Below are 25,278 nucleotides of genomic sequence, written 5' to 3' on the forward strand. Positions count from 1 at the left end.
CCTTAACCCTCCAGCGCGTGCAACGGCAGGCGCTCGCGCACGCCCGCGAGGATGCGCTCGGCTACCGTGTCCGGGTCCGCGGATGCATCCACGACCAGATAGCGCCCCGGCGCTCGCTCGGCGCGTTCCCGATAAGCCTGGCGTGCGCGCTCGAAGAAGTCCAGCGCCTCGCGTTCGATGCGGTCTCGCCGGCCGCGCTGGACGGCGCGATCAAGCCCGGTCTCTGGGTCGATGTCCAGCAGGATTACCAGATCCGGGCGGAGATCGCCCTGCAGCCAGTCCTCCAGCTGCGCGACCCGCTGGGAGCCGAGTCCCCGCCCGGCCCCCTGGTAGGCAAACGAGGCATCGGTAAAGCGGTCGCTAAGCACCCAATCGCCGGCCTGCAGAGCCGGCCGAATCACCTCGTGCAGGTGCTGGGCCCGCGCGGCGAACATCAACAGCAGCTCGGACTCGGCACACATGCCCGGCAGATCGGGGTCCAGCAGCAGGCCGCGCAGACGTTCGCCGAGGGCGGTCCCGCCCGGCTCCCGGGTGTTGCGCACCGGGTGTCCGGCAGCGCGCAGCGCGGTGTCCAGACGCTCGATCTGGGTGGTCTTGCCCGAGCCCTCGATGCCTTCGAGGACCAGGAAATGGCCGGGATGGGGCGAGCGTTCCATGTGCAGGGCGTCTCCAGTTACCGGTTGCGTATGCCGTAGCGGCTGCCATCCCCGCCCAGCTGGTAGCGGATCACGGCCTCGCGATGTTCACGATAGGTCTCGGAGAAATGATGACTGCCGTCGCCGCGCGAGACGAAGAACAGGTCATTGGTTTCGGCCGGACGTGCCGCCGCCTGCAAGGCCGCGCGCCCCGGCAGGGCGATGGGCGTTGGCGGGAGCCCGGCACGTGTGTAGGTGTTGTAGGGATGATCGCGGTCCAGTTCGGCGCGCGTCAGGCGTTGTACGCCGGGCTCCTGCGCGTACAGCAGGGTGGGATCGGTCTGCAGGCGCATGCCGCGCCTGAGCCGATTCACGAACACCCCGGCCACCCTGTCACGCTCGTCCCCGCGTCCGGTCTCGCGTTCGATGATGGAGGCTAGGATCAGCAGCTCATAGGGGGATTTCACCGGGTGGTCCTCGATTCGGTCCTCCCACGCGCGGTCCAGGTGCAGGCGCATCGCCTGGTGGGCGCGTTGCAGCACCGCCAGGGCCTCGGTTCCGGAGCCGAAGAAATAGGTGTCCGGCAGGAACCATCCCTCCGGGTGTCCCAGGTCCTCGAGCCCCAGTGCCTCCAGCAGGTTGTCGACCCCGACCGATTCCGCGGGCCCGATGAGTTCCGGGTGCACGCGCAGCGCGGCCAGCGCCTGGCGGATGGTCCAGCCCTCCGGGAACGTGAGGCGATGCTGTACCACCTCGCCGCGAGCCATCGCATGGATCAGTTCGCGCGGGGTCATGCCCGGCGTCACGGCGTATTCTCCTGCCTGGAGACGCGGTGCAATGCCCTGACGCCGCCCATAGGCCTCGAGCACCCAGGCAGAATCCACCCAGCCGCGTTCGGCAAAGGTCCTGCTCACCGAACGCAACCCCTGCCCCGGTTCCAACTGAAAGCGTTCCGAGGCGTCCAGCGCCATCGGCGTATCCAGCTGCGCCTGGTAGTGTTCGCTCAGCCACCAGGCGGCGCCCAGGGCCAGAACGACCAGGAGGGCCAGGACAGCGAGGCTAATCCGCTTCATGCAATGCAATTCCCATTGGATACAGCGGATCATCCTGCCACGCAGGCCCCCGCTTGTCCCCTTCGGACAGCACGGCCGGGGTCATCCCGATACGCGCGTTGCTGACATAGAGCGCATCGGCTCTCTCGATACGCGCGGGGTCCGGGTACGCCTCGATCACCTCGAACCCGAACCGTTCGGCATGCTCGAGGACCCAGGCGCGTCGCGTACCGGCGATCCCGGACTGATCCACCGGCGGGGTGAGCAAGGTACGCCCTTCGCGCAGCCAGAGATTCCCTTGCGTGGCGCTGACCACGCGCCCCAGCGCATCGTGGAGGATTGCCTCGTCCCAGCCCGGTTGCCAGCTGCGCCGGGCCATCACGTGTTCCAGGCGACTAGTGTGTTTGAGACCCGCGAGCGCCGGGTTTACGCCGATCGGCACTGCGGCCCAACCCAGGCTCAGGGATTCGCGTTCAGTGGGGGCGGCGTCGTCCAGCGCCGGACCGGCACTGACGATCCGAGTCAGTGCCGGTGCCGCGGGCGGCGCGTAGCCCCTTGGCCCCTCACCCCGGGTCACTGTCAGGCGCACCATGCAGGCTGGCAGGGTCGCCACTCGCGCAATCTCGTCCAGCACCTCGGTCTCGCCGATTTCCGGAAACCCGAGGTGCCCCAGCCCGCGCGTCAGGCGGGCCCAGTGGTAGGCCCATAGCTGTGGTCGGCCCTGTCGCACCCGTAGCGTCTCGAACAGGCCGTCGCCCAGGAGTAGCCCGCGATCCAATGGCGATACCCGCCCCTCGGGCGCGCCGTTCACCAGGATCATGGGCTCTTCTCCCCCGCCCCCTGCAGCGCCTCCAGCAGGCCGTGTGCCTTGTGCCGGGTCTCCTCCAGCTCGCGCTCGGGATCGGAGTCCGCGACGATCCCGGCCCCCGCCCGAAAACGCAGTTCGTTCCCCCGAACGACGAGGGTCCGGATCAGGATATTGGTATCCATACGGCCGTGGCGGCTGACGTACCCGCAGCCGCCGGTGTAGGCCCCACGCGGGGCCTGTTGTTCCAGTTCCTGGATGATCTGCATGCTGCGGATCTTCGGGCAGCCGGTGATGGTGCCGCCCGGAAAGACCGCGCGCAGGATGTCGGCCGTGGTGGTGCCCGGGCGCAGGCGCCCGACAATGCTGGAGACGATGTGATGCACCCGGCGATAGCTCTCGATGGTCATCAGCTCCGCCACGCGCACGCTACCGATCTCGGCCACGCGCCCGACATCATTGCGTTCCAGATCCACAAGCATGACATGCTCGGCGCGTTCCTTGATGTTGAACGTCAACTCGCTGAAAAGACGCCGGTCTTCTTCCGCATCCGGATCGCGGCGACGGGTTCCCGCAATCGGCCGGGTCTCGACCATGGCATCTTCCACCGACACCAGCCGCTCTGGGGAGGAACTGATCACGTGAGCCCCTGGAAGTTGCAGCCACGCGGCAAACGGCGCGGCATTGGCCTCGCGCAGGCGGGTGTACAGCCCCGCCGGATCCAGCGGCTGCGCGGCGGTGGCACGCCATTCGCGGGATAGATTGACCTGAAAAGTGTCGCCGGCCCGGATGTACTCGAGGCCCTTCATCACTGCGTCGCGATAGCGCTGGGCGTCCTCCTCCTGAAGGGCCAGGGCGGGCAGCGGCTCGGATGCGGGACTCGGCTGGCCCCGGACTGTCGCGCAGTCCGACTCCACGCGCTCCAAACGCGCGCAATCGCCTGCCTCGTCGACGAACCAGGTCGTCCCCTCGTGGTGATCGTGGATCAGTGCCGCCGGGAAATAGGTCACCAGGGCATCCGGCAGCCAGGGGTCCGAGCGGCAATCACCCAGGGCCGGCTCCATGCGCCAGGCCAGTTCGTACCCGGCGTACAGGAACCATCCCCCGAGGAACGGGAGGTGGGCATATGCGGCGTCTTCGGGGTCGAGTGGTGGTGTGCTCGAGAGATCCTGATCCAGCACGCCCAGCACGTCCTCTCCGGCCGCACTGGACAACGTGCGGCCGGGGAAGGCGAACAGGATGGAAAAACGAGCCGGAGCCTGCCCGATCAGTGCCGACTCCAGCAGGTGGGGATAGCGCTCTGGGAATCGCCGCGCCAGGGCCGCAAAGTCGACCCCGGCGGCCAGTTCATGGACCGCCATGGCGGCGCCGCGGCGTCAGATGCTGCGGAACACCAGGGTGCCGTTGGTGCCCCCGAAACCGAAGGAGTTCGACAGGCCGACCTTGGTCTTCATTTCGCGGGCCTCGTTGGCCACGTAGTTCAGGTCGCACCCTTCGCTCGGGTTTTCCAGGTTGATGGTCGGCGGTGACACCTGATCGCGCAGCGCCAGGGCGGTAAACACGCCCTCGATCCCGCCGGCGGCACCCAGCAGGTGGCCGGTCATCGACTTGGTGGAGTTGACCATGAGCTTGTAGGCGTGATCGCCGAATGCCTTCTTCAGGCCCTGGGTTTCCGCCAGGTCACCTGCGGGGGTCGAGGTCCCGTGAGCGTTGATGTACCCAACCTCTTCCGGATTCACACCGGCATCTTTCAGGGCACGATGCATGCACTTGGCGGCACCGGAACCATCCTGGATCGGCTGCGTCATGTGGTGCGCATCCGCATTCCAGGCGAAGCCGGCCACTTCGCAGTAGATGTGGGCCCCGCGGGCCTTCGCGTGCTCGTATTCTTCGAGCATCATTACACCGGCGCCATCGCTCAGCACAAAGCCATCGCGGTCCTTGTCCCAGGGACGCGAGGCGCGTTCCGGGTCGTCATTGCGAGTGGACAGCGCGCGGGCGGCGGCAAAGCCGCCAATGCCCAGTGGCGTGGTGGCCATCTCGGCCCCGCCGGCGACCATGGCATCGGCGTCCCCATAGGCGATCATGCGAGCGGCGTCGCCGATGTTGTGGGTACCGGTGGCGCAGGCCGAGACGATGGAGATGTTCGGACCCTGCAGGTTGCGCATGATGGACAGGTTCCCGGCCACCATGTTGATGATCGCACTGGGCACGAAGAACGGGGAGATCTTGCGCGCCCCGCCCTTCAGGTACGCGCCGTAGGAGCGTTCGATATAAGGCAGCCCGCCGATCCCGGAGCCAATGGCCACCCCGATCCGCTCGGCGTTCTCCTCGGTGACTTCCAAACCGGAGTCATCCAGGGCCTGAAGCCCCGCCGCGATCCCGTAAAGGACGAAGGTGTCCATCTTCTTCTGGTCTTTCGGCGGGACGTAGTCATTGGCTTCGAAGTCCCGGACCGCGCCGGAGATCTTCACCGGCATGTCCGATGCATCGAAGACATCGATGGGGGAAATGCCGCTCTTGCCGGCCTTGATGTTGCTCCAGGCCTTGTCGATAGTGGATCCGACCGGGGAGACGATCCCCAGTCCGGTAATCACGACACGTCGCTTAGCCAATGTGTTCTCCTCGAAAGACTGAAATTACGCGCTCAGCGCAACGACGAAGGGCCGCCCTGCGCGCAGGAAGGCCCGTTCGCGTCGTCCTGATCGGCGCCCGGAGGCGTCGAATCAGTCCTTCATGTGCTCGTTGATGTAATCGATCGCCTGCTGCACGGTGGTGATCTTTTCCGCCTGCTCGTCCGGGATTTCGGTTTCGAATTCCTCTTCGAGCGCCATGACGAGTTCCACCGTGTCCAGCGAATCCGCACCCAGGTCGTCGACGAAGCCGGCCGCGTTGGTCACGTCCTCTTCCTTGACACCCAGCTGCTCGACAACGATTTTCTTGACGCGTTCTTCAATGCTACTCATGGTTCAGAAATCCCCTTCAGTGTGAGGCGGCTTCGTTGAAAGGTCCGCCATTCTAGAGAAAAGCCCCGCCGCGATCTAGCGATCCGCGCAGCGGGTCGTGCGGGCGGCCTGCGGCCGACCCGTCGTGATCAATGCATGAACATCCCGCCGTTCACATGCAGGGTCTCGCCGGTGATGTATCCGGCCTCCTCGGAGGCCAGGAAACCGACGGCCGCGGCGATCTCTTCCGGCGCCCCCAGGCGCCCCAGCGGAATCTGTCCGAGCAGGGCCTGTTTGGTGTCTTCGCCCAGTTCCCGGGTCATGTCAGTATCGATGAAACCCGGTGCGACTGTGTTCACGGTGATACTGCGGCTCCCGACCTCGCGCGCCAGGGAACGGGCAAATCCAGCAAGGCCGGCTTTCGCGGCGGCGTAGTTGGTCTGCCCGGCGTTGCCGGTGGAGCCCACGACCGAACCCACCAGGATGATGCGGCCGCGGCGCAGCTTCATCATGCCTTTCAGCAGGCGCTGTGTCAGGCGCACGGCAGCGGACAGGTTCGTGTCGAGGACTACGTCCCATTCCGCGTCCTTCATGCGCATGAACAGGTTGTCGCGAGTAATACCGGCATTGTTGACCAGCACCTCGATCGGCCCTTCCTGTTCCTGGATCGCCTGCAGGCCGGCTGCGACGGAGTCCGCGTCGGTCACGTCCATCGCAATGCCGCGCCCGCCCCATTGCTTCAGGGTTTCGGTGATCCGTTCGGCGCCGGACCCACTGGTCGCGGTACCCACCACCTGCAGGCCCTGCTCCGCCAGACGGCGGGCAATGGCCGCGCCAATTCCGCGGCTTGCACCGGTTACAAGGGCTACACGTTTGCTGTCGGACATGGTTAAGCCTTTACTTCAAGTGAGAGAAAGTCGCAGTCGGTCGATCAGCCCGCGGCCAGACGTTCGAGCGTGACCTTCAGGGTATCGCGGTCGGCAACATCGAGCAGTTCCAGTTCGCGGTCGATGCGTTTGGCAAGACCGGTCAGGACGCGTCCCGGCCCGCATTCAACCTGAACCGCCACCCCCTGTTCGCGCAAGCCGCGAATGGTCTCGACCCAGCGCACCGGGCGATACAACTGCGCGGCCAGATTTTCCTTGATGGCCGCGGCGGCATCGGTCGGCGCGGCAGTCACATTCTGCCAGACCGGGATGGCGGGGGACTGAAAGCTGGTGCCGTCCAGGGCCGCCTGCAGGCGTTCCGCGGCCGGGCGCATTAGTGCGCAATGCGACGGGACCGAGACCGGCAGCTTCAGAGCGCGCTTCGCACCAGCATCCTTGGCGGCGCTTACGGCCCGATCCACCGCAGTGGCATTGCCCGCAATCACGACCTGCCCCGGCGCGTTCAGATTGACGGCCTCCAGGATCTCGCCACCGGCATGCTCGAGGCAAAGCGCGTGTACCGCGGCATCGTCGAGCCCAAGGATGGCCGCCATCGCGCCTTCTCCTTCCGGCACCGCAGCCTGCATGGCCCGGGCGCGCTCGGCGACCAGGCGTACTGCATCCGGGAAGCGCAGGACGCCGGCGGCGACCAGGGCGCTGTATTCGCCCAGGCTATGGCCCGCGACGGCCTGCGGGCGGGCGTCCGTTTGTTCGGTCAGGAGGCGCCAAGTGGCGACCCCGGTAGCCAGCATCACCGGTTGTGTCCACTCGGTCTGGTTGAGTTGTTCCACCGGACCATGCTGGCAAAGGCTCCAGAGATCCGCGTCGAGGCAATCCGACGCTTCCTGAAAGGTGTCGCGGACAATGGCGTGGTCATCGCCCAGATCGGCCAGCATGCCAGTGGACTGGGACCCTTGCCCCGGAAATACGGCGGCCCAAGAAGTTGTCATTCGTTACAGATCTCGCGCGTGAAAGCGCGCGTAGTGTAGGCGGTCACGTACACCCCGGCAAACGCCGCCCATCCGCAGGGACCGCCTCTGGTCCGTCGCCGGGGCGTGGCTATGTCCCCCGAAAGCCGCCACGTGACTTGTGTTCCGCCGGTGCATCCGGATAATGTCGCACCTTGATTCAATACGAGAGGGACCGTATGGCGAAGGAAGACGAAATCGAGCTGGAGGGCACTGTAGTCGAAACGCTCCCCAACACCACCTTCCGGGTGGAGCTCGAAAACGGGCACACGATCACGGCGCACATCTCCGGAAAAATGCGCAAGCATTACATCCGGATCCTGCGCGGTGACAAGGTGATCGTGCAGATGACGCCCTATGACCTGACCAAGGGTCGTATCGTCTACCGCAACAAGTAAGTTCCCTCTCCAACGAAGAAGCCCCGGCCGGACCGGGGCTTCTTCGTTTGCGGGCCTTCCCGGGCCCGGTAACGCCGGATCGGCGAGCCGCGTCAGGACGGCACCGCCGTTTCCTGGATATCCAGCTCCAGACCAGCCTCGCCCAATCGGACCACCACTTCGCCACCGTGGGCCAGTCGTCCGAACAGCAGCTCGTCGGCCAGCGGCTTTTTGATGTACTCCTGCAACGTACGCGCCATCGGGCGCGCGCCCATCTTGACATCGTAGCCGTGCTCGGCCAGCCAGGCACGCGCCTCCGGCTCGACCGTCATATGCACCTTCTTCTCGTCGAGCTGGGCTTGCAGCTGGATCAGGAACTTGTCGACCACGCTGAGGATGGTGGCCTCGTCCAGCGGCCCGAACTGAATGGTGGCATCCAGGCGGTTGCGGAACTCCGGCGTGAACGTGCGCTTGATCGCTTCCATCGCATCGCTGGAATGATCCTGCTTGGTAAAGCCCACCGATGGACGGCTGGCCTGCTCGGCCCCCGCGTTGGTGGTCATCACCAGGATCACGTTGCGGAAGTCGACCTCGCGCCCATTGGCATCGGTCAGCGTGCCGTGATCCATCACCTGCAGCAGCACATTGAACACGTCCGGGTGGGCCTTCTCGATCTCGTCCAGCAGCAGCACCGAATGCGGATGCTTCAGGATGGCATCGGTCAGCAACCCTCCCTGTTCGTAGCCCACATAGCCCGGCGGCGCCCCGATCAGGCGCGATACGGTATGCCGCTCCATATACTCGGACATGTCGAAGCGGGCCAGATGGATGCCCATCTGCTGCGCCAGTTGGCGCGTGACCTCCGTCTTGCCGACACCGGTCGGCCCGGCAAACAGGAACGAGCCGATCGGCTTGTCCATGTCGCCCAGCCCGGAGCGGGCCATCTTGATCGCGGTGGATAACGTCCCGATGGCCTCGTCCTGGCCAAAGACGGTCATCTTCAGGTTGCGATCGAGGTGGCGCAGGGTCTCCTTGTCGGAACTGGAGACGGATTTCGGCGGGATGCGCGCGATCTTGGCCACGATCGTCTCGATGTCCTGTACGCCGATGGTCTTTTTGCGCTGGCTGACCGGCTGCAACTGCCGGCTGGCCCCGGCCTCGTCGATCAGGTCGATAGCCTTGTCCGGCAGGAAACGGTCGGTGATGTAGCGATCGGCTAGTTCCGCCGCCGCGCGCAGGGCCGGCTTGGTGAAGCGCACGTTGTGGTGCGTCTCGAAGCGGGACTTCAGCCCGCGCAGGATCTGCTCGGTCTCGTCCACCGTCGGCTCCGGCACCTCGATTTTCTGGAAGCGCCGCGCCAGGGCCCGGTCCTTCTCGAAGATGCCGCGATATTCCTGATAGGTGGTTGAACCGATGCACTTCAGTTCGCCCGAGGCGAGCATCGGCTTGATCAGGTTGGAGGCGTCCATCACCCCGCCGGAGGCCGCGCCGGCCCCGATGATGGTATGGATTTCGTCGATGAACAGCACCGCGCCCGGCTCTTTCTTGAGTTGGGCGAGCACGCCTTTCAGACGCTTCTCGAAGTCACCGCGGTACTTGGTGCCGGCGACCAGCGCGCCCAGATCCAGCGAATAGACGGTGGCAGACGCGATCGCGTCCGGTACCTGTTCATCGACGATGCGGCGCGCCAAACCCTCGGCGATCGCGGTCTTGCCCACGCCGGCCTCGCCCACCAGCAATGGGTTGTTCTTGCGGCGGCGGCAGAGGATCTGGATGGTGCGTTCGATCTCATGATCGCGCCCGATCAGCGGGTCGATCTCGTCCTTGCGCGCCTTGTCGTTCAGGTTGGCGGCGTAGAGCTGCAGCGCGTTGGTCTTTTCTTCGCGCTCACCCTCCACCGGCTCAGCCTGGGACTCGCCCGGGTTGGGCTGGGCCCCGAGTTCGTCTTCCCCGACCTTGGAGATGCCGTGGGAGATGAAATTCACGACGTCCAGACGCGAGATGTTCTGCTGACCCAGCACGTACAGGGCCTGGCTGTCCTGCTCTCCGAACAGGGCCACCAGCACGTTGGCGCCGGAGACCTCCTTGCGCCCGCTGGATTGCACATGGAATACCGCCCGCTGCAGCACTCGCTGGAAGCCCAGGGTTGGCTGGGTCTCGCGCGAATCGCTCGGCGGGATGCGCGGCGTGTTTTCGTCAATATAGGCCGCAAGCTCGTCGCGGATGCGATCGAGATCGCCCCCGCAGGCCCGCAGCACCGTGGCCGCGCTGGGGTTTTGCGCCAGCGCCATCAGCAGATGCTCAACCGTCACGAACTCGTGACGCTTTTCGCGGGCCTCTTTGAAGACCATGTTCAGGCTGAATTCGAGTTCCTTGTCGAGCATGGGAGTCAGACCTCCTCCATCGAGCAAAGCAGTGGGTGCTGATGACTGCGGGCATAGTCGTTCACCTGCGCCACCTTGGTCTCGGCCACATCCCGGGTAAAGATGCCGCATACGCCTTTGCCACGCGTATGCACATGCAACATGACCCGGGTGGCCTTCTCGCGATCCATGCTGAAGAAGGTCTCCAGTACTTCGATCACGAACTCCATCGGCGTGAAATCGTCGTTGAGCAACACCACCTTGTACTGTCGCGGTGGCTTGAGCTCCGGCCTCGATTCTTCGACCGTTACCGAGTCGTCTCGATCGGGGGATTGGGGCTTGTCATTACTCATCGGTCGAAATTACGCCTTCAGCGGTTACTCGTTTGTTAGTCGTCATCCTCGATTGGTTCCGGGCTCAGGCCAAGTGCCCTTACGGACACTCCGACCACCCGACCCTCACATGTGCTTGATCATCGCCTCGCCAAAGGCCGAGCAGTCGATCGGCTCGACGCCATCCATCTGCCGCGCAAAGTCGTAGGTGACCTCGCTGGCACTGATCGCTCCACCCATGCCCTTGACCACCAGGTCGGCCGCTTCCGACCAGCCCAGGTGCCGCAGCATCATCTCGGCAGACAGGATCAGCGACCCCGGGTTCACCTTGTCCTGACCGGCATACTTCGGCGCCGTGCCGTGCGTGGCCTCGAACATCGCCGTGCTGTCGGACAGGTTCGCCCCCGGCGCGATGCCGATACCACCCACCTGGGCCGCCAGGGCATCGGAGATGTAGTCGCCGTTCAGGTTCAGGGTCGCGATCACCGAGTAGTCCTCCGGGCGCAGCAGGATCTGCTGCAGGAAGGCGTCGGCGATCACATCCTTGATCACGATGTCACGCCCGGTCTTCGGGTTCTTGAAGGTCTGCCACGGACCGCCGTCCAGATCCTTCGCACCGAATTCCTCGCGTGCCAGCTCGTAGCCCCAGGCCTTGAAGGAGCCTTCGGTGAATTTCATGATGTTGCCCTTGTGCACCAGGGTCACCGACGGGCGATCGTTATCGATCGCATATTCGATGGCCTTGCGCACCAGGCGCTTGGTGCCTTCGCTGGAGACCGGCTTCACACCGATCCCGGCGGTCTCCGGGAAGCGGATCTGGGTGACACCCATCTCGTCCTGCAGGAAGTCGATGACCTTCTTGACCTCCGGGGTCCCCGACTCGAACTCGATCCCGGCGTAGATGTCCTCGGAGTTCTCGCGAAAGATCACCATGTCGGTCTTCTCCGGCTCCTTCAGCGGGCTCGGGGTGCCGTCGTAATAGCGCACCGGGCGCAGACAGACATACAGATCCAGCTTCTGACGCAGGGCCACATTCAGGGAGCGGAAGCCGCCACCCACCGGGGTGGTCAGCGGACCCTTGATCGACACGCGATAGTCCTTCACCGCCTCCAGGGTCTCGTCAGGCAGCCCGGAGTCGTCATCGTAGACCTGCGTCGCCTTCTCGCCGGCGTAAACCTCCATCCACTCGATGGCCTTCTTGCCGCCGTAGGCCTTTTCCACCGCCGCATCGGTCACCCGGCGCATCACCGGGGTGATGTCCACACCGATCCCGTCACCTTCGATGTAGGGGATCACCGGATGATCCGGCACCTGCAGCTTCCCCTGGTCGTCGACAGTGATGCGTTCGCCCTTCTCCGGGACCTGAATGTGCTGATAGGCCATGCCAACTCCTTGTGCGGATTTCGTAGATGAATCGTTAATCACGTATGACCTGATTATACATGCCGGACCGGGTTTTCCGGTGACCGAACCAGTGCGCGATTGCGCGTTCCCCTATGGCAGCCCGACCGGCAGCCTGCGTTATCATCCGTGCCATGACCGACCGCCTCCCCTGTCATATCACCGTGGCCGCCGTAATCGAGCGCGAGGGCCGGTTCCTGTTCGTCGAGGAAACCGACGCCGGCCGCCGGGTGCTGAACCAGCCCGCAGGCCACCTGGATGCCGGCGAGGACCTGATGGAGGCCGTGATCCGCGAGGTCCGCGAGGAAACCTGCCTGGAATTCGTGCCCGAGGCGGCCCTCGGCTGCGACTTGCTGCAAGTGGCCAGCGGCGCCGTGATTCTGCGCGTGACCTTCTGCGGCCCGGTGTCACCGGTTCAATCCCCTGCCCCCCGCGACCCGGCGATTCATGCCCTGCACTGGCTGGCGCCCGAACAGGCCGAGGGTGAATGGCCGTTGCGCAGTCTGCTGGTGATGCGCAGCATCCGCCGGTATCAGGACGGCTTGCGGCTGCCGCTCGCGGCGGTGGGCGATCTGGTTCGGGCGCCGGGCGCATGATTCGCGGCGAGCGCGTCATCGTCGGATTGTCCGGTGGGGTCGATTCCGCTGTCGCGGCCAGCCGCCTGCTGGAGGCCGGCTATCGCGTCGAAGGCCTGTTCATGAAGAACTGGGAAGATGACGACGACGCCGAGTACTGCGCCGCCGAGGCCGACTACGCAATGGCGCGCGAAGTGGCGGACTCTCTCGAGATCCCCCTGCACAAGGCCAACTTTACCGAGGACTACAGCCAGCGGGTGTTCACGCAGTTTCTGCATGAGTACGAGGCCGGGCGCACCCCGAACCCCGACATCCTCTGCAACCGCGAGATCAAGTTCCGCTCGTTCCTCGATCATGCCCGGGATCTCGGGGCGCGCTGGATTGCCACCGGTCACTACGCCCGGGTGCGCCATCACGCGCACTACAGTGAGCTGTGCCAGGCGGCCGATGCCAACAAGGACCAGACCTACTTCCTGCATACCCTGACCCAGGAGCAACTGCGCCCCGCCCTGTTCCCGCTCGGAGACATTCCCAAGCATCAGGTCCGCGAACGCGCCCGGGAACTGGGTCTGCCGAACCATGCGCGCAAGGATTCCACCGGGATCTGCTTCATTGGCGAGCGACGCTTCCGTGACTTCCTCGCCCAGTACCTGAAAGCGCCCGAGGGAGCGATGCGCACCCCGGAAGGCCAGGTGGTCGGTCGCCACCAGGGTCTGATGTTCTACACCCTCGGTCAGCGCCAGGGCCTGGGGATCGGCGGGGTCGACGGCTTTGCCGAAGCCCCGTGGTATGTCGTCGACAAGGACCTGGACAGCAACACCCTGGTGGTCGCCCAGGATCCGCAGCACCCGCTATTGATGAGCCCCTCACTGACCACCGAGGTGGTGCACTGGATCCACGATGTACCGGTCCCCGGTGAGCCGCTGCAGGCCCGGTTACGCCATCGCCAGCCCTTGCAGGAATGCCGGGTGCAGGCGCTGGACACGGCCGGCGCCACCGTGGTCTTCGACACACCCCAACGCGCGGCGACGCCGGGGCAGTCCATCGCCTTCTACCGCGGCGATGTCTGCCTGGGCGGGGCGGTGATCGCCACACGAACCACGAATGCGCCGTGAGTCTGCCAGGCCACTTCCGGTATAGTGGCCGCTGCCCGGCGACCCGACTCCGACCCACCCAAGGAACCGACTGGTTTGGACCGCTCCGATCACAACCGCACCCTGGCGCTGGCCGCCCTCTTCCAGTGCGCGAGCCTGGTCAAGGATCTGGCCTGGCGCGGGAGCTGCGACGACTACGAATTCGAGGTCCTGGTCGGGAGCCTGTTCGCCTTCGACGCGGACACCCCGGAAGCGGTCTATCGCGAGGCGGTCAGCCTGCGCAGTGGCCTGGAACGTATCGAGAGCCAGCTGCAAAACGGCAGCAAGCCGCCAGACATGGAGATCACCCGCTACGCCATCGGGCTGATCTTCCTCGAGCGCAAGCTGCAAAAGCGCGACGACATGCTGCAGAAGCTGACCGACGGCCTGCAGGGCGCCCAGCGCCAGATCGACTACTTCCACATCACCCACGAAAGCGTGATTGCCCGGCTGGCCGAGATCTACAAGGAGACCATCTCCGAGCTCGGCCCGCGCATCATCGTGCAGGGCGAACAGAACAACCTCTCCAATCCCGACACCGCCGCGCGCATCCGTGCGTTGCTGCTGGCCGGGATCCGCGCGGCGGTCCTCTGGCGCCAGGCCGGTGGATCGCGCTGGAAATTGCTTTTCGGCCGCAAGCGGCTGATTCGCGAAGCGCATGACATCCTCAATCGACTCAATACCTGAACGCGGAAGACGCACATGAGCCACGCTGACCCCAAGAACACCCGGACCCTCACCGCTGGCGGCCGCGAATGCCGCTACGTGCCGATCACCGACGACGCCCGGGCGACCGACCTGCCGTTTGCGCTGAAGGTGCTGCTGGAGAACCTGCTGCGCTTCGAGGACGAGCGCACGGTGCGCCGCGCCGACATCGAGGCCTTGCTGGACTGGGATCCGAAGGCCGAACCGACCCAGGAGATCGCGTTCCGTCCGGCGCGCGTGCTGCTGCAGGACTTCACCGGGGTGCCGGCGGTCGTCGACCTCGCCGCGATGCGCGATGCAATGGAGGCCCTGGGCGGCGATCCGAAGAAGATCACCCCGCTGCAGCCGGCCGAATTGGTCATCGACCACTCCGTGCAGGTGGATGCCCACGGCAACGCCAACGCGATGAACCTGAACGCCGAGCTCGAATACTCGCGTAACCGCGAGCGCTACAGCTTCCTCAAGTGGGGCCAGCAGGCGTTCGACACCTTCAAGGTGGTGCCGCCGGACACCGGCATCGTCCACCAGGTGAACCTCGAGTACCTGGCGCGCACGGTGTTCGTGGATGACCAGGCCGAGGGGGGCTGCATGGCCTACCCCGACACCCTGGTCGGGACCGATTCCCACACCACCATGATCAACGGCCTGGGCGTGCTCGGCTGGGGCGTGGGCGGCATCGAGGCCGAGGCCGCGATGCTCGGCCAGCCGATCTCCATGCTGATCCCGCAGGTCGTGGGCTTCCGCCTGACCGGCAAGCTGGCCGAGGGCGCGACCGCGACCGACCTGGTGCTGGTGATCGTCGAGACGTTGCGCAAGAAGGGCGTGGTCGGCAAGTTCGTCGAGTTCTTCGGCGACGGCCTGGCCGACCTGCCACTGGCCGATCGCGCCACCATCGCCAACATGGCCCCGGAATACGGCGCCACCTGCGGCATCTTCCCGATCGATGACGAGACCCTGACCTACCTGCGCCTGACCGGGCGCGACGCCCAGCACATCGAGTTCATCGAGGCCTACGCGAAGGCCCAGGGCCTGTGGCGCAACGACAATGCCCCGATCGCGCGGTACACGGACATGCTGGAGCTGGATCTGTCTACCGTGGAGCCAAGCCTGGCCGGCCCCAAGCGCCCACAGGACCGCATCCCGTTGAGCCAGGCCGGCGCCACCATTAGCCGCCACCTCGACACCATGCTGAAAGAGCGCGAGAGCGGCGCGGACGAACCGGACGACGCCGAGCGTTTCGCGGCCGAGGGCGGGCATACCGCCGTGGGCGTCGAGCATCAGGCGGAAGAGCCCCACCACACCGCCATCGAGATGGATGGCGAGACCTTCACCCTGGATCACGGCGACATCGTGATCGCGGCAATCACCTCCTGCACCAACACCTCCAACCCCTCGGTAATGCTGGGTGCCGGCCTGGTGGCGCGCAAGGCACGCGAGGCCGGACTGCAGGTGAAGCCCTGGGTGAAGACATCGCTGGCTCCAGGCTCCCGCGTGGTGACCGATTACCTCGAGAAATCCGGTCTGTTGCCGGACCTCGAGGGCCTCGGTTTCCACGTGGTCGGCTACGGCTGCACCACCTGCATCGGCAACTCCGGTCCGCTGCCGGAACCGATCTCCGAGGCCATCATCAAGGACGACCTGATCGTCAGCTCGGTACTCTCCGGCAACCGCAACTTCGAGGGGCGGATCCACTCGGAGGTGCAGATGAACTTCCTGGCCTCGCCGCCGCTGGTGGTTGCCTACGCCCTGGCCGGACGCAGCAACATCGACCTGTACAGCGACCCGATCGGGGAGAATCAACAGGGCGAGCCGGTCTACCTGAAGGATATCTGGCCGACCACGCAAGAAGTGCGCGAGGCGGTGGCCAGCCATGTCGGCGCGAGCAGCTTTACCAGCGCCTATGGTGACCTCTATTCCGGCGAGGAACGCTGGCGCAACCTGGAGGCTCCACAGGGTCAGCGCTTCGACTGGCAGGAGGACTCCACCTATGTGCGCAACCCGCCCTACTTCGAGGGCATGAGCATGACGCCTACGCCCTGGAACGATGTCCAGGGCGCGCGCGTCCTCGCGCTGCTGGGTGATTCGGTGACCACGGACCACATCTCCCCGGCCGGCTCCATCGCCAAGGACAGCCCGGCGGGTCGCTATCTGGAATCGAAGGGCGTGAAGCCGGCCGACTTCAACTCCTATGGCTCCCGCCGCGGCAACCATGAAGTGATGATGCGCGGGACCTTCGCCAACGTGCGCCTGCGCAATCTGCTGGCGCCCGGGACCCAGGGGGGCGTGACCCAGCACCTGCCGGATGGCGAGCAGATGTCGATCTACGACGCGGCGATGCAGTACCAGGCAGAGGACACCCCGCTGATCGTCATCGCCGGACAGGAATATGGCACCGGCTCTTCGCGCGACTGGGCCGCCAAGGGCACCCTGCTGCTGGGCGTCAAGGCGGTCATCGTCGAGACCTTCGAGCGTATCCACCGCTCCAACCTGGTGGGGATGGGCGTACTGCCGCTGCAGTTCCTGCCCGGCGAGAACGCGGCCAGCCACGGACTGACCGGGCGCGAGACCTACAGCATTACCGGCGTGGAGAACGGCGAGTCGCGCGAGGCCACGGTCACCGCCGTGGCCGATGATGGCCACCGCAAGACCTTTGCCGTACGTGTGCGGCTGGATACCCCGCAGGAGGTGGATTACTTCCGCCACGGCGGCATCCTGCCCTACGTGTTGCGCCAGCTCGCAGCTTCCGCATAAGGTTTGGCCATGGGACGGCGGGTATCCACGGAGGTGATTCAGTCCGGTCAGACGCTGGCAACAGCCGTGCATGACCGTTCCGGCCGTCTCCTGATCCCCGCCGGCATGGTGCTCCAGGACAAGCAGATCCGCGTGCTCCTGTCCTGGGGCATCAGCACTGTCGAGATCGTCGAGGACGAACATGCCGCGGCCAACGATTCGCGGGACGATGAGGTCCCGGACCTGTCGGCGGAGGCCCGGCCCACCCCGGAGATGGAGGAACAGGCCGACACCATCCTGGCCGAGCGCTTCCGTCACTGTGACTTGACCGGCCATCCCATGGACGGCATCTACTCCATCGCGCGTGCCCAGCTGATCGACGAGCTCGTGCGCCGCCGCCACAAGGCCCGGAGCGCATGATGACCGTTGCCGAGTTCCTCGAGAAGGATGACTCGTTGTGCAGCTTTTCCGGGAGTTACAACACGATCTTCTCGCGCCTTAGCGACCCGACCGCGAACGTGGCCGGGATTACCGAGGCGGTGGAACTGGACCCGGCCATTGCGGCGAAGACGCTGCGCATGGCCAACTCTTCGCTGTACGGTTTCCCCGAACCGATCGATACCCTGCACCGGGCAGTCTCCATTATCGGCCTGCAGCAGATGCGGCAGATCGTGCTGTCGACCATCGTGATCGAGCACTTCCGCGGCCTGCCGGTCATCGGCGTCGACATGGAATCGTTCTGGCGCCACAGCATTGCAGTCGGCGTGCTCAGCCGCTCGATCGCCCGCTTTCGGCGCGAAGCGAACATCGAACGTCTGTACCTCTACGGGATCATGCACGACCTCGGGCGGCTGCTGCTGTTTCTTCGGCTGGGCAGCCGCACCGAGGAGCTGATCAACATCCGCGAGCGCGAGCAGTGCCTGTTGTACGAGGCAGAACGCGAACTGCTGGGTTTTGACCACGCCGCCATCGGGTCCGCCCTGCTGGAGGAATGGGGGATGGCCCCGGCCCAGGTGGAAGCCACGCGCTACCACCATGCCCCGGAAGAGGCCCGCGCGTTTCCCGTGGAGACGGCCATCGTGCACGTCGCCGACAGCATCGCCAATTCCTTGCGGCTGGGATCCTCCGGGGAGCGTTTCGTGCCCCCGGTTGCCCCGGAGACCTTCGACCGCATTGGCTTGGAGATGGCGGTCTACGAGGACATCATCGGCCACGCGCGCAAGCATCTGGATCAGATGCAGACGATCCTCCTCGACTGAGCCTGTATGCAAGCAAAGGACGCTGTTGCATGAGCCCATCGTACCGCACGCCCGAGGAGGTCAATGCCCTCCATGAGCGCATCCGCTTCCTCGAGGAAGCACTGGAAGCCAACGCCTATGCGATGGATGTGCTCGCCTCGACGACGGCGATCTTCGGTGACACCGACCGCAACCGCAGTCCCGAACTGATTATCCAGAACACCATCGAGTCCATCCGGCGCCTGCTGCCGACACAGGACATGGCGGTATACGTCCTGGACAACGACTGCTCGTTCAACCTCGACTATCAGGAACGCCCCGGGGAGCTGGCGCCGGACCTGTCGGAGACCGTCGAACAACTGATCCAGGACGGCCAGTTCTCCTGGGCGCTGCACCAGAACCATCCGGTCTGTCTGCCCTCCCCGGTCGAGGGCGAGAGTGTGATGCTGCACGTGATCTCGACGCGCACCCGGATTCGCGGGATGTTCGTCGCCCGCTTCCGGCAGGCGGAGCTGCAACGCTACGAGATGATCCTGTCGACACTGACCATGGTGCTGTTCAACACGGCCTATGCCCTGGAGAGTGCCGACCTGTTTCAGATGATGGACCGGCGCCAGAAGGCACTGCAGCGCATCACCGAGCGCCAGTCACGCGAGCTGCTGCACCACATGTCCCACGACTCGCTGACCAACCTGCCCAACCGCATGCTGTTCAGCGACCGGCTGTCGCAGGCGATGGAGCGCCACGCGGGTGCCGCGGCGGGGCATGTGGCCTTGATCCTGCTGGATCTGGACAACTTCAAGCGCACCAACGATTCGCTGGGTCACCGTGCCGGCGACGAGCTGATCCGCAAGGTCGCCCAGGACCTGTCCGCTCTGCTGGACCATGCCCGGGAACGCTCGGGACGCCACCTGCGAACCACCCTGTCGCGTCTTGGCGGCGACGAGTTCGGCATCCTCGTCGAGGACACGCATGGCCTGGAGGGCGTCGTCCGGCTGGTCACCGATGTCGTGCGCAAAACGGCGACCGAGCGGCAGATCTTCGATCAGCCCGTGGTCAGCAGTGTCTCCTGCGGGATTGCCGTCTACCCCTATGACGGCGAGGATGCGGACACCCTGCTCGGCAACGCCGATGCGGCGATGTACGAGGCCAAGCAGCGCGGTCGCAACGGGTTCCGGTTCTACACAAAGGACCTCAACGCCCGCACCTTCCGCCACTTCGAGCTGGAAAACGAACTGGGGCAGGCAATTGCCAATGATCAGCTAAGACTGCATTACCAGCCCAAGATCGAGCTGGAAAGCGGCCGAATCATCGGCGCCGAGGCGTTGATTCGCTGGCAGCACCCGACGCTGGGTCTGCTGCCCCCCAGCCATTTCATCGAACTGGCGGAGGACATGACCCTGATCGAGGAGATCGGGGAATGGGTGTTGCGCCAGGTCTGTCGGGACCTGCAGTCCCTGCGAGTGGCCGAAGACGAACTGCCGCGTATCGCAATCAATGTCTCCGCGCGCCAACTGCGTCAGCCGGATCTTGCGGCGACCTTCCACCGCATTATCCGCGAGGCCGGCATTCCGCCCCGCTGTATCGAGCTGGAGCTCACCGAGACCGCGATCATGGACGACCCCCAGGGGGCGGCGCGGGTCTTCCAGCGACTGCGTCACGCCGGCATGTCCCTGGCGGTCGATGATTTCGGAACCGGTCATGCGTCCCTCGTGCAGCTCAAGCAGATACCGGCCGACACCCTGAAGATCGACCGCTCCTTCGTGAAGGATCTCGACCAGGGCGAGGAACATTCGCAGATCGTCCGCGCGATCATCCTGATGGCCCATACCCTGGGGCTGGACGTCATCGCGGAGGGCGTGGAGACCGAACGCCAGGCGGAGATCCTGCAACAGCTGGATTGCCACACGGCCCAGGGCTTCTATTTCTCGCACCCGGTGGCGTTCGACGCGCTGCGGGGCCTGCTCCGCGACCGGGTCCAGCTCCCAGCCGCGACCGCCTGACCCCGTTCGTCACCCCGAACCCATGGGCCCGAGCGGCCTTGGACTAGTCCGTCTGGGGCTCGGTCAGGCTCGCCGGGTTCAGCAAGGCTTGCAGGCGTTCACGCGGGATGTCCGTATGTTCTGCCGCGACATCAACGATCGGCCGGCCACTGGCGTACGCCTCCTTGGCAATCCGGGCGCCGGCCTCGTAGCCGATCTCTGCGTTCAGCGCCGTCACCAGGATCGGGTTGCGGTCCAGGGCCGCGCGCAAGACCTCCTCGTTGACCGTGAAGCCAGCGATGGCCCGATCGGCAAGGTGTTCGGCCGCGCGCGCCAGCAGCCCCATCTGGGTGAGCAGATTGTCGGCGATCAGCGGCAGGCCGACGTTCAGCTGGAAATTGCCCCCCTGTCCCGCGGCGGCGACCGCGGCGTCCAGGCCAACCACTTGCTGCGCGGCCATGATCACCGCCTCGGGGATCACCGGGTTGACCTTGCCCGGCATAATCGAACTGCCCGGTTGCAGGGCCGGCAGGGCGATCTCACCCAGTCCGGCCAGCGGGCCCGAATTCATCCAGCGCAGGTCGTTGGCGATCTTGATCAGGCTGGTGGCCGTGGTGCGCAGCTGGCCGGAGAGCTCCACTGCGGTGTCCTGGCTGGCCAGTGCCGCAAAGCCGTTGGGTTCGCGCTCGAAGGCGATCCCGGTGCGCTCCGCCAGGCGGTGGGTGACCCGGTCCCCGAACTGGGCCGGTGCATTGATGCCGGTGCCCACCGCCGTGCCGCCAATCGCCAGTCGGTTGACCCGTGCGCGCGTGTCGCGAAGGCGTTCGACGTCCAGTTCCAGTTGCCGGCGCCAGCCGGACAGCTCCTGACTCATCCGCACCGGCATCGCGTCCATCAGATGGGTGCGTCCGGTCTTCACGATTGCGGTCAGTTCGCCCTCGCGCCGGGCGATGGTCGCAATGAGATGACGCAAGGCCGGCATCAGCTGCTTTTCCATCTGAACGGACGCAGCCACATGCAGGGCGGTGGGGATCACATCATTGGAGCTTTGGGAACGGTTGACGTGATCGTTCGGGTGGACCGTCAAGGCATCACTCGAGGCCAGTCTTGCGATCACCTCGTTCATGTTCATGTTGCTGCTGGTCCCGGAACCGGTCTGATAGACATCCACCGGGAAGGCATCGGCATGCTCGCCGCTGACGATGCTCTCGGCGGCCGCGACGATCGCCCCGGCCACCTCGTCCGGGAGCTGGTCGAGCCCCTGGTTGGCCTCGGCGCAGGCGGCCTTCGTCTGGGCCAGGGCGCGAATGAAGGCCTGCGGCAGCGGCCGCCCGCTGATGTGGAAGTTGTCCACAGCGCGCTGGGTCTGGGCGCCCCACAGGGCTTGCTCCGGGACCTCCACCGTCCCGAGACTGTCCTGTTCCTGACGCATTGCGGGCTTCGACATGCCTTCCTCCTGGTTTGCGCGTGGCGCGATGCTGTATTGCAGTTGAGCACCTTAGTATACTGCGCCGCCTGTCCCGAACCCGACCCCGGAATCCCCATGTCCCTGAGCCCGTTGTCCGCGATCAGCCCCGTCGATGGCCGCTATGCCCGGCATACCCGCGACCTGGCCCCCTACTTCTCCGAACAAGGTCTGATGCAGGCCCGCGTGCGGGTGGAGATCGCCTGGCTCAAGGCCCTGGCCGCCGAGCCCGCGATCCCCGAGGTCCCGGCACTGACCGATACGGCCGGCGCCTTCCTCGACGAGATCGCGTTCAGTTTCGACGAAGTGGCCGGGGCGCGCGTGAAGGAGATCGAGGCCACGACGAATCACGACGTGAAGGCGATCGAGTACTACATCAAGGAACAGATGGCGGACCGCTCCGACCTGCAGAGCCAGATCGAGTTCGTGCACTTCGCCTGCACCTCCGAGGACATCAACAACCTGGCCTACGGCGTGATGGTCCGCGAGGCGCGCGACATGGTGATGCTCCCGGCCCTGGACGCCGTGCTCGCGCCGCTGCGCGAACTGTCCGGCCGCTTCGCCGAACAGCCCATGCTCGCGCGCACCCACGGCCAGCCCGCCTCCCCCACCACCATGGGCAAGGAACTGGCCAACGTGGTCGCGCGACTGGAGCGGCAGCGCGCCGAGATCGCCGGGGTGGCTTGCCTCGGCAAGATCAATGGCGCGGTGGGCAACTTCAACGCCCATTCCGTGGCCTACCCCGAGGTCGACTGGCCGTCCCTGTCGCGCCGGATGATCGAGAGTCTGGGCCTGGAACCGAACACCCATACGACCCAGATCGAGCCGCACGACTTCCTGGCGGAGCTGTTCCACGCCTTCATGCGCGCGAACACGATCCTTCTGGATGCGTCGCGCGACATCTGGGGCTACATCTCGCTGGGCTATTTCAAGCAGAAGGTGGTCGCCGGCGAAGTCGGCTCCTCGACCATGCCGCACAAGGTCAACCCGATCGATTTCGAGAACGCCGAGGGCAACCTGGGTCTGGCCAACGCCCTGTTCGACCACTTGGCGAGCAAGCTGCCGGTTTCGCGGTTCCAGCGCGACCTGACCGACTCCACCGTGCTGCGCAACATCGGCCTGGCATTCGCCTGGTCGCTGACCGCCTACAAGGCGTTCGGCCGCGGCCTGGGCAAGCTGGAGATCGAGCCGGGACGCCTGGCAGAGGACCTGGACCAGAACTGGGAGGTCCTCGGCGAGGCTGTGCAGACCGTGATGCGCCGCTACGGCATCGAGTCGCCCTACGAGAAGCTCAAGGAACTGACCCGGGGCCAGCGCATCACCCCCGAGGGCCTGGCGGCGTTCATCGACGGCCTCGACATCCCGGAAGAGGCCCGTGCCCGCCTGCGCGAGCTGACGCCAGGCAGCTACACCGGGATCGCCGACCGGCTCGCGCGCGAACTCTGATCCCGCGCGCGGCATGGCGGCCCCGGACCCGAACCAACCGCTCGCGCTACTCGGCGGCCTGACGCCCGCCGAATTCCTGCGCGACTACTGGCAACAACGCCCGCTACTGGTGCGCGACGCGATTGCCGGTTTCGAGAATCCGATCGAGCCCGATGACCTCGCCGGCCTGGCCACCGATCCGGACGCCGCGAGCCGTATCGTCAGCGGGCATGTCGACCGCCGGGACTGGGATGTTGAATACGGCCCCTTCGAAACCGAGCGGCTGGGCCAGCTTCCCCAACGCGACTGGACCCTGCTGGTCACCGACGTGGAGCGCTTCTGGCCCGGTGGCCCGGATTTCCTCGCCCATTTCGATTTCATCCCGCGCTGGCGCCGGGACGACCTGATGATCTCCTATGCCCCGCCCGGCGGTTCCGTCGGGCCGCATGTGGATCAGTACGATGTGTTTTTGTTCCAGGCCGCGGGCCGGCGCCGCTGGCAGATCCAGGACCCGCCGGGCTCGCTGGATTGCCACGACGATCTGCCACTGGCCATCCTGCGGGCATTCGATCCCACCGAGACCTGGGAGCTGGGTCCCGGCGACCTGCTCTACCTGCCCCCCAACCTGCCGCATTACGGACTGTCGCTGGACGACCAGTGCATGACCTGGTCGGTAGGATTTCGCGCCCCGACCATCCTCGATGTCCTGACCGGGTTTCTCGAGGAGCGCGCCAACGTGATCGGCGACCAGGCGCGCTTCGAGGATCCGGGTCGGCACCCGTCCGCGCACGCAGCGGAGCTTCCCGCCGCGGATCGCGAGGCGCTGCGCGAAGCCCTGCGCGCCCTGCTGGCGGCGGAGGATCACGACCTGGACGCCTATCTGGGACGTTTCCTGACCCGCCCCGCCGGCAACGTCGAGCTCGCCCCGGGGGACCCGGAGCTGGCGGCCACTGCCGGCCCGGCAGATCGCTTTGCGATCCACCCCGGCGTCCGGCGTGCGTGGTTCCAGGGCCCCGATGGCCCGATCCTGTGCATCGCCGGAAACGACTATCCCGCACAGGCGGTTGCTGCGGATATTCTCGAGGCCTTCTGTAGCGCGGAGACGCTCAGCATCGCGGAATGGGAGGAGGCAATCCCCATGATCCGGCAGATCCTCGAGGATGGGCTCGAGGCCGGCTGGCTGGCACCGGACGACCCGGGCGAATAGCAACGCTGGAACGACTCCGGGCGCTCAGGCCGCCCGGGGGAGACAGGCCTGCGCGGCCCGCTCGATCAGTGCCGGCCCGGCATCTGCGTGATGGGCCCCCTCGGTCAGTATCCGTCGCCACTGGCGTGCGCCCGCCTCGCCGTGGAACAGGCCCAGGATATGCCGGGTCAGCCGCGCCAGCGGCACGCCATCACGGTGCATCCCCTCCGCAATCGTCAGGATGCCGTCCAGGACCTCCTCGCGGGTGGGATCGTCCCCGCCCCCGAAATACAGGCGGTCCACCACCGACAGGCTCCAGGGCTGGTGGTAAGCCAGCCGACCGAACATGACCCCGTCCACATGCTCCAGGTGCGCGCGCGCGGCGCCGACGTCGTCCAGTCCGCCGTTCAGGACAATCGTCAGGTCGGGAAATTCGGCCTTCAGCCGATAGACGCGCTGATAGTCCAGCGGGGGAACGTCGCGATTGTCCTTTGGACTGAGCCCCTGGAGCCAGGCCTTGCGCGCGTGCACCACGAAGTGGCGGCACCCGGCGGTGGCCACGCGTTCGACAAAGGCGTGCAGGTCGGCCTCCGAGTCCTGGTCGTCAATGCCGATGCGGTGCTTGACGGTGACGGGGACGTCAACGGACTGCTGCATGGCTGCGACGCACTCGGCCACCAGTCCCGGTTGTGCCATCAGGCAGGCCCCGAACGCGCCCGACTGCACACGGTCGGAGGGGCAACCCACGTTCAGGTTGATCTCGTCGTAGCCGCGATCCACCGCGATGCGGGCGGCCTGCGCCAGCGTGGCCGGATCGGAGCCGCCCAGCTGCAGCGCGATCGAGTGTTCCACCGGGGAGAACCCCAGCAGCCGGTCGCGATCCCCATGGATGACCGCGTTGGCATGCACCATCTCGGTATACAACAATGCCCGTCGTGTCAGCAGCCGATGGAACCGGCGACACCAGGTGTCCGTCCAGTCCATCATCGGCGCAACCGAAAACCGCGGGTCGGGAGCGTGGCCCGCGTTACCCAT

General features: G+C 65.8%; 23 protein-coding genes. 10 read left to right on the forward strand and 13 right to left on the reverse strand.

Translation table 11 applies throughout. The annotated features are described in order from the left end of the window. Positions 1-2 precede the first annotated feature (2 nt). The 8 genes from tmk to fabD form a co-directional block, all read right to left on the reverse strand. Positions 3-656 carry a dTMP kinase gene (gene tmk / locus F618_RS0104360; RefSeq protein ID WP_019567852.1) on the reverse strand — a complete coding sequence of 218 codons (654 nt, stop codon included), beginning with the start codon at positions 654-656 and terminating at the stop codon, positions 3-5. Positions 657-673: 17 nt separating this feature from the next. Next, entirely contained in the window at positions 674-1,708 is a 1,035-nt protein-coding gene (gene mltG / locus F618_RS0104365; RefSeq protein WP_019567853.1) for an endolytic transglycosylase MltG, read from the reverse strand. Then, the gene (gene pabC, locus F618_RS0104370; protein ID WP_019567854.1) at positions 1,695-2,507 is read right to left on the reverse strand and encodes an aminodeoxychorismate lyase; all 813 of its coding nucleotides are present in this window, start codon (positions 2,505-2,507) and stop codon (positions 1,695-1,697) included. Before pabC ends, mltG begins: the two co-directional genes overlap by 14 nt. After that, positions 2,504-3,853 (reverse strand): aminodeoxychorismate synthase component I, encoded by a 1,350-nt coding sequence (locus tag F618_RS0104375; RefSeq protein WP_019567855.1) that lies wholly within the window; start codon positions 3,851-3,853, stop codon positions 2,504-2,506. Before F618_RS0104375 ends, pabC begins: the two co-directional genes overlap by 4 nt. Positions 3,854-3,868: 15 nt before the next feature. Further along, positions 3,869-5,089: a beta-ketoacyl-ACP synthase II gene (gene fabF, locus F618_RS0104380; RefSeq protein ID WP_018937578.1), complete on the reverse strand. Its 1,221-nt coding sequence runs from the start codon at positions 5,087-5,089 to the stop codon at positions 3,869-3,871. 129 nt (positions 5,090-5,218) lie between these two features. Further along, entirely contained in the window at positions 5,219-5,458 is a 240-nt protein-coding gene (gene acpP / locus F618_RS0104385; RefSeq protein WP_018145676.1) for an acyl carrier protein, read from the reverse strand. Between the two features lie 128 nt (positions 5,459-5,586). Next, positions 5,587-6,324, reverse strand: a complete 738-nt coding sequence (fabG, locus tag F618_RS0104390) for a 3-oxoacyl-ACP reductase FabG (protein ID WP_019562502.1) — start codon at positions 6,322-6,324, stop codon at positions 5,587-5,589. Positions 6,325-6,368: 44 nt separating this feature from the next. Continuing rightward, entirely contained in the window at positions 6,369-7,313 is a 945-nt protein-coding gene (fabD, locus tag F618_RS0104395; protein ID WP_081620856.1) for an ACP S-malonyltransferase, read from the reverse strand. Between the two features lie 197 nt (positions 7,314-7,510). Here fabD and infA point away from each other — a divergent pair, with 197 nt between their 5' ends. After that, positions 7,511-7,729 carry a translation initiation factor IF-1 gene (gene infA, locus F618_RS0104400; RefSeq protein ID WP_012982660.1) on the forward strand — a complete coding sequence of 73 codons (219 nt, stop codon included), beginning with the start codon at positions 7,511-7,513 and terminating at the stop codon, positions 7,727-7,729. 92 nt (positions 7,730-7,821) lie between these two features. Here the strand turns inward: infA and clpA are convergent, their stop codons facing one another. From clpA to icd, 3 genes are all read right to left on the reverse strand, one after another. Next, complete coding sequence (gene clpA, locus F618_RS0104405) at positions 7,822-10,092, reverse strand: ATP-dependent Clp protease ATP-binding subunit ClpA (protein WP_018169782.1); 2,271 nt, start codon at positions 10,090-10,092, stop codon at positions 7,822-7,824. Between the two features lie 5 nt (positions 10,093-10,097). Continuing rightward, positions 10,098-10,424, reverse strand: a complete 327-nt coding sequence (gene clpS, locus F618_RS0104410) for an ATP-dependent Clp protease adapter ClpS (protein WP_018650138.1) — start codon at positions 10,422-10,424, stop codon at positions 10,098-10,100. A 105-nt stretch (positions 10,425-10,529) separates the two neighbouring features. Then, a complete protein-coding gene (gene icd / locus F618_RS0104415) occupies positions 10,530-11,786 on the reverse strand; it encodes an NADP-dependent isocitrate dehydrogenase (protein WP_018937575.1) in 1,257 nt (418 codons plus the stop codon). A 152-nt stretch (positions 11,787-11,938) separates the two neighbouring features. Here icd and F618_RS0104420 point away from each other — a divergent pair, with 152 nt between their 5' ends. The 7 genes from F618_RS0104420 (at position 11,939) to F618_RS0104450 (ending at position 20,188) form a co-directional block, all read left to right on the forward strand. After that, a complete protein-coding gene (locus tag F618_RS0104420; RefSeq protein WP_019567857.1) occupies positions 11,939-12,400 on the forward strand; it encodes an NUDIX domain-containing protein in 462 nt (153 codons plus the stop codon). Then, positions 12,397-13,494 (forward strand): tRNA 2-thiouridine(34) synthase MnmA, encoded by a 1,098-nt coding sequence (gene mnmA / locus F618_RS0104425; protein WP_019567858.1) that lies wholly within the window; start codon positions 12,397-12,399, stop codon positions 13,492-13,494. Before F618_RS0104420 ends, mnmA begins: the two co-directional genes overlap by 4 nt. Positions 13,495-13,569: 75 nt before the next feature. After that, complete coding sequence (gene hflD / locus F618_RS0104430) at positions 13,570-14,199, forward strand: high frequency lysogenization protein HflD (protein ID WP_018937572.1); 630 nt, start codon at positions 13,570-13,572, stop codon at positions 14,197-14,199. Positions 14,200-14,214: 15 nt separating this feature from the next. After that, positions 14,215-16,968 (forward strand): aconitate hydratase AcnA, encoded by a 2,754-nt coding sequence (gene acnA, locus F618_RS0104435; RefSeq protein ID WP_019567859.1) that lies wholly within the window; start codon positions 14,215-14,217, stop codon positions 16,966-16,968. Between the two features lie 66 nt (positions 16,969-17,034). Then, positions 17,035-17,367, forward strand: coding sequence for a hypothetical protein (locus F618_RS0104440; RefSeq protein WP_019567860.1), 333 nt, complete (start codon positions 17,035-17,037; stop codon positions 17,365-17,367). Beyond that, positions 17,367-18,206, forward strand: a complete 840-nt coding sequence (locus F618_RS0104445; protein WP_019567861.1) for an HDOD domain-containing protein — start codon at positions 17,367-17,369, stop codon at positions 18,204-18,206. Before F618_RS0104440 ends, F618_RS0104445 begins: the two co-directional genes overlap by 1 nt. A 29-nt stretch (positions 18,207-18,235) precedes the next feature. Then, positions 18,236-20,188 (forward strand): bifunctional diguanylate cyclase/phosphodiesterase, encoded by a 1,953-nt coding sequence (locus F618_RS0104450; RefSeq protein WP_019567862.1) that lies wholly within the window; start codon positions 18,236-18,238, stop codon positions 20,186-20,188. A 43-nt stretch (positions 20,189-20,231) separates the two neighbouring features. Here the strand turns inward: F618_RS0104450 and F618_RS0104455 are convergent, their stop codons facing one another. Further along, positions 20,232-21,614 carry a lyase family protein gene (locus F618_RS0104455; protein ID WP_019567863.1) on the reverse strand — a complete coding sequence of 461 codons (1,383 nt, stop codon included), beginning with the start codon at positions 21,612-21,614 and terminating at the stop codon, positions 20,232-20,234. Positions 21,615-21,710: 96 nt separating this feature from the next. On the opposite strand from F618_RS0104455, the gene purB reads away from it, so the two are divergent. Together purB and F618_RS0104465 are read left to right on the forward strand one after the other, a co-directional pair. Beyond that, positions 21,711-23,078, forward strand: coding sequence for an adenylosuccinate lyase (gene purB, locus F618_RS0104460; RefSeq protein ID WP_019567864.1), 1,368 nt, complete (start codon positions 21,711-21,713; stop codon positions 23,076-23,078). Between the two features lie 13 nt (positions 23,079-23,091). Further along, positions 23,092-24,264, forward strand: coding sequence for a cupin domain-containing protein (locus tag F618_RS0104465; RefSeq protein WP_019567865.1), 1,173 nt, complete (start codon positions 23,092-23,094; stop codon positions 24,262-24,264). 24 nt (positions 24,265-24,288) lie between these two features. Here the strand turns inward: F618_RS0104465 and dusA are convergent, their stop codons facing one another. Beyond that, complete coding sequence (gene dusA, locus F618_RS0104470; protein ID WP_019567866.1) at positions 24,289-25,278, reverse strand: tRNA dihydrouridine(20/20a) synthase DusA; 990 nt, start codon at positions 25,276-25,278, stop codon at positions 24,289-24,291.

Source organism: Thioalkalivibrio sp. ALMg13-2, from assembly GCF_000381185.1.
Classification (GTDB): domain Bacteria; phylum Pseudomonadota; class Gammaproteobacteria; order Ectothiorhodospirales; family Ectothiorhodospiraceae; genus Thioalkalivibrio; species Thioalkalivibrio versutus.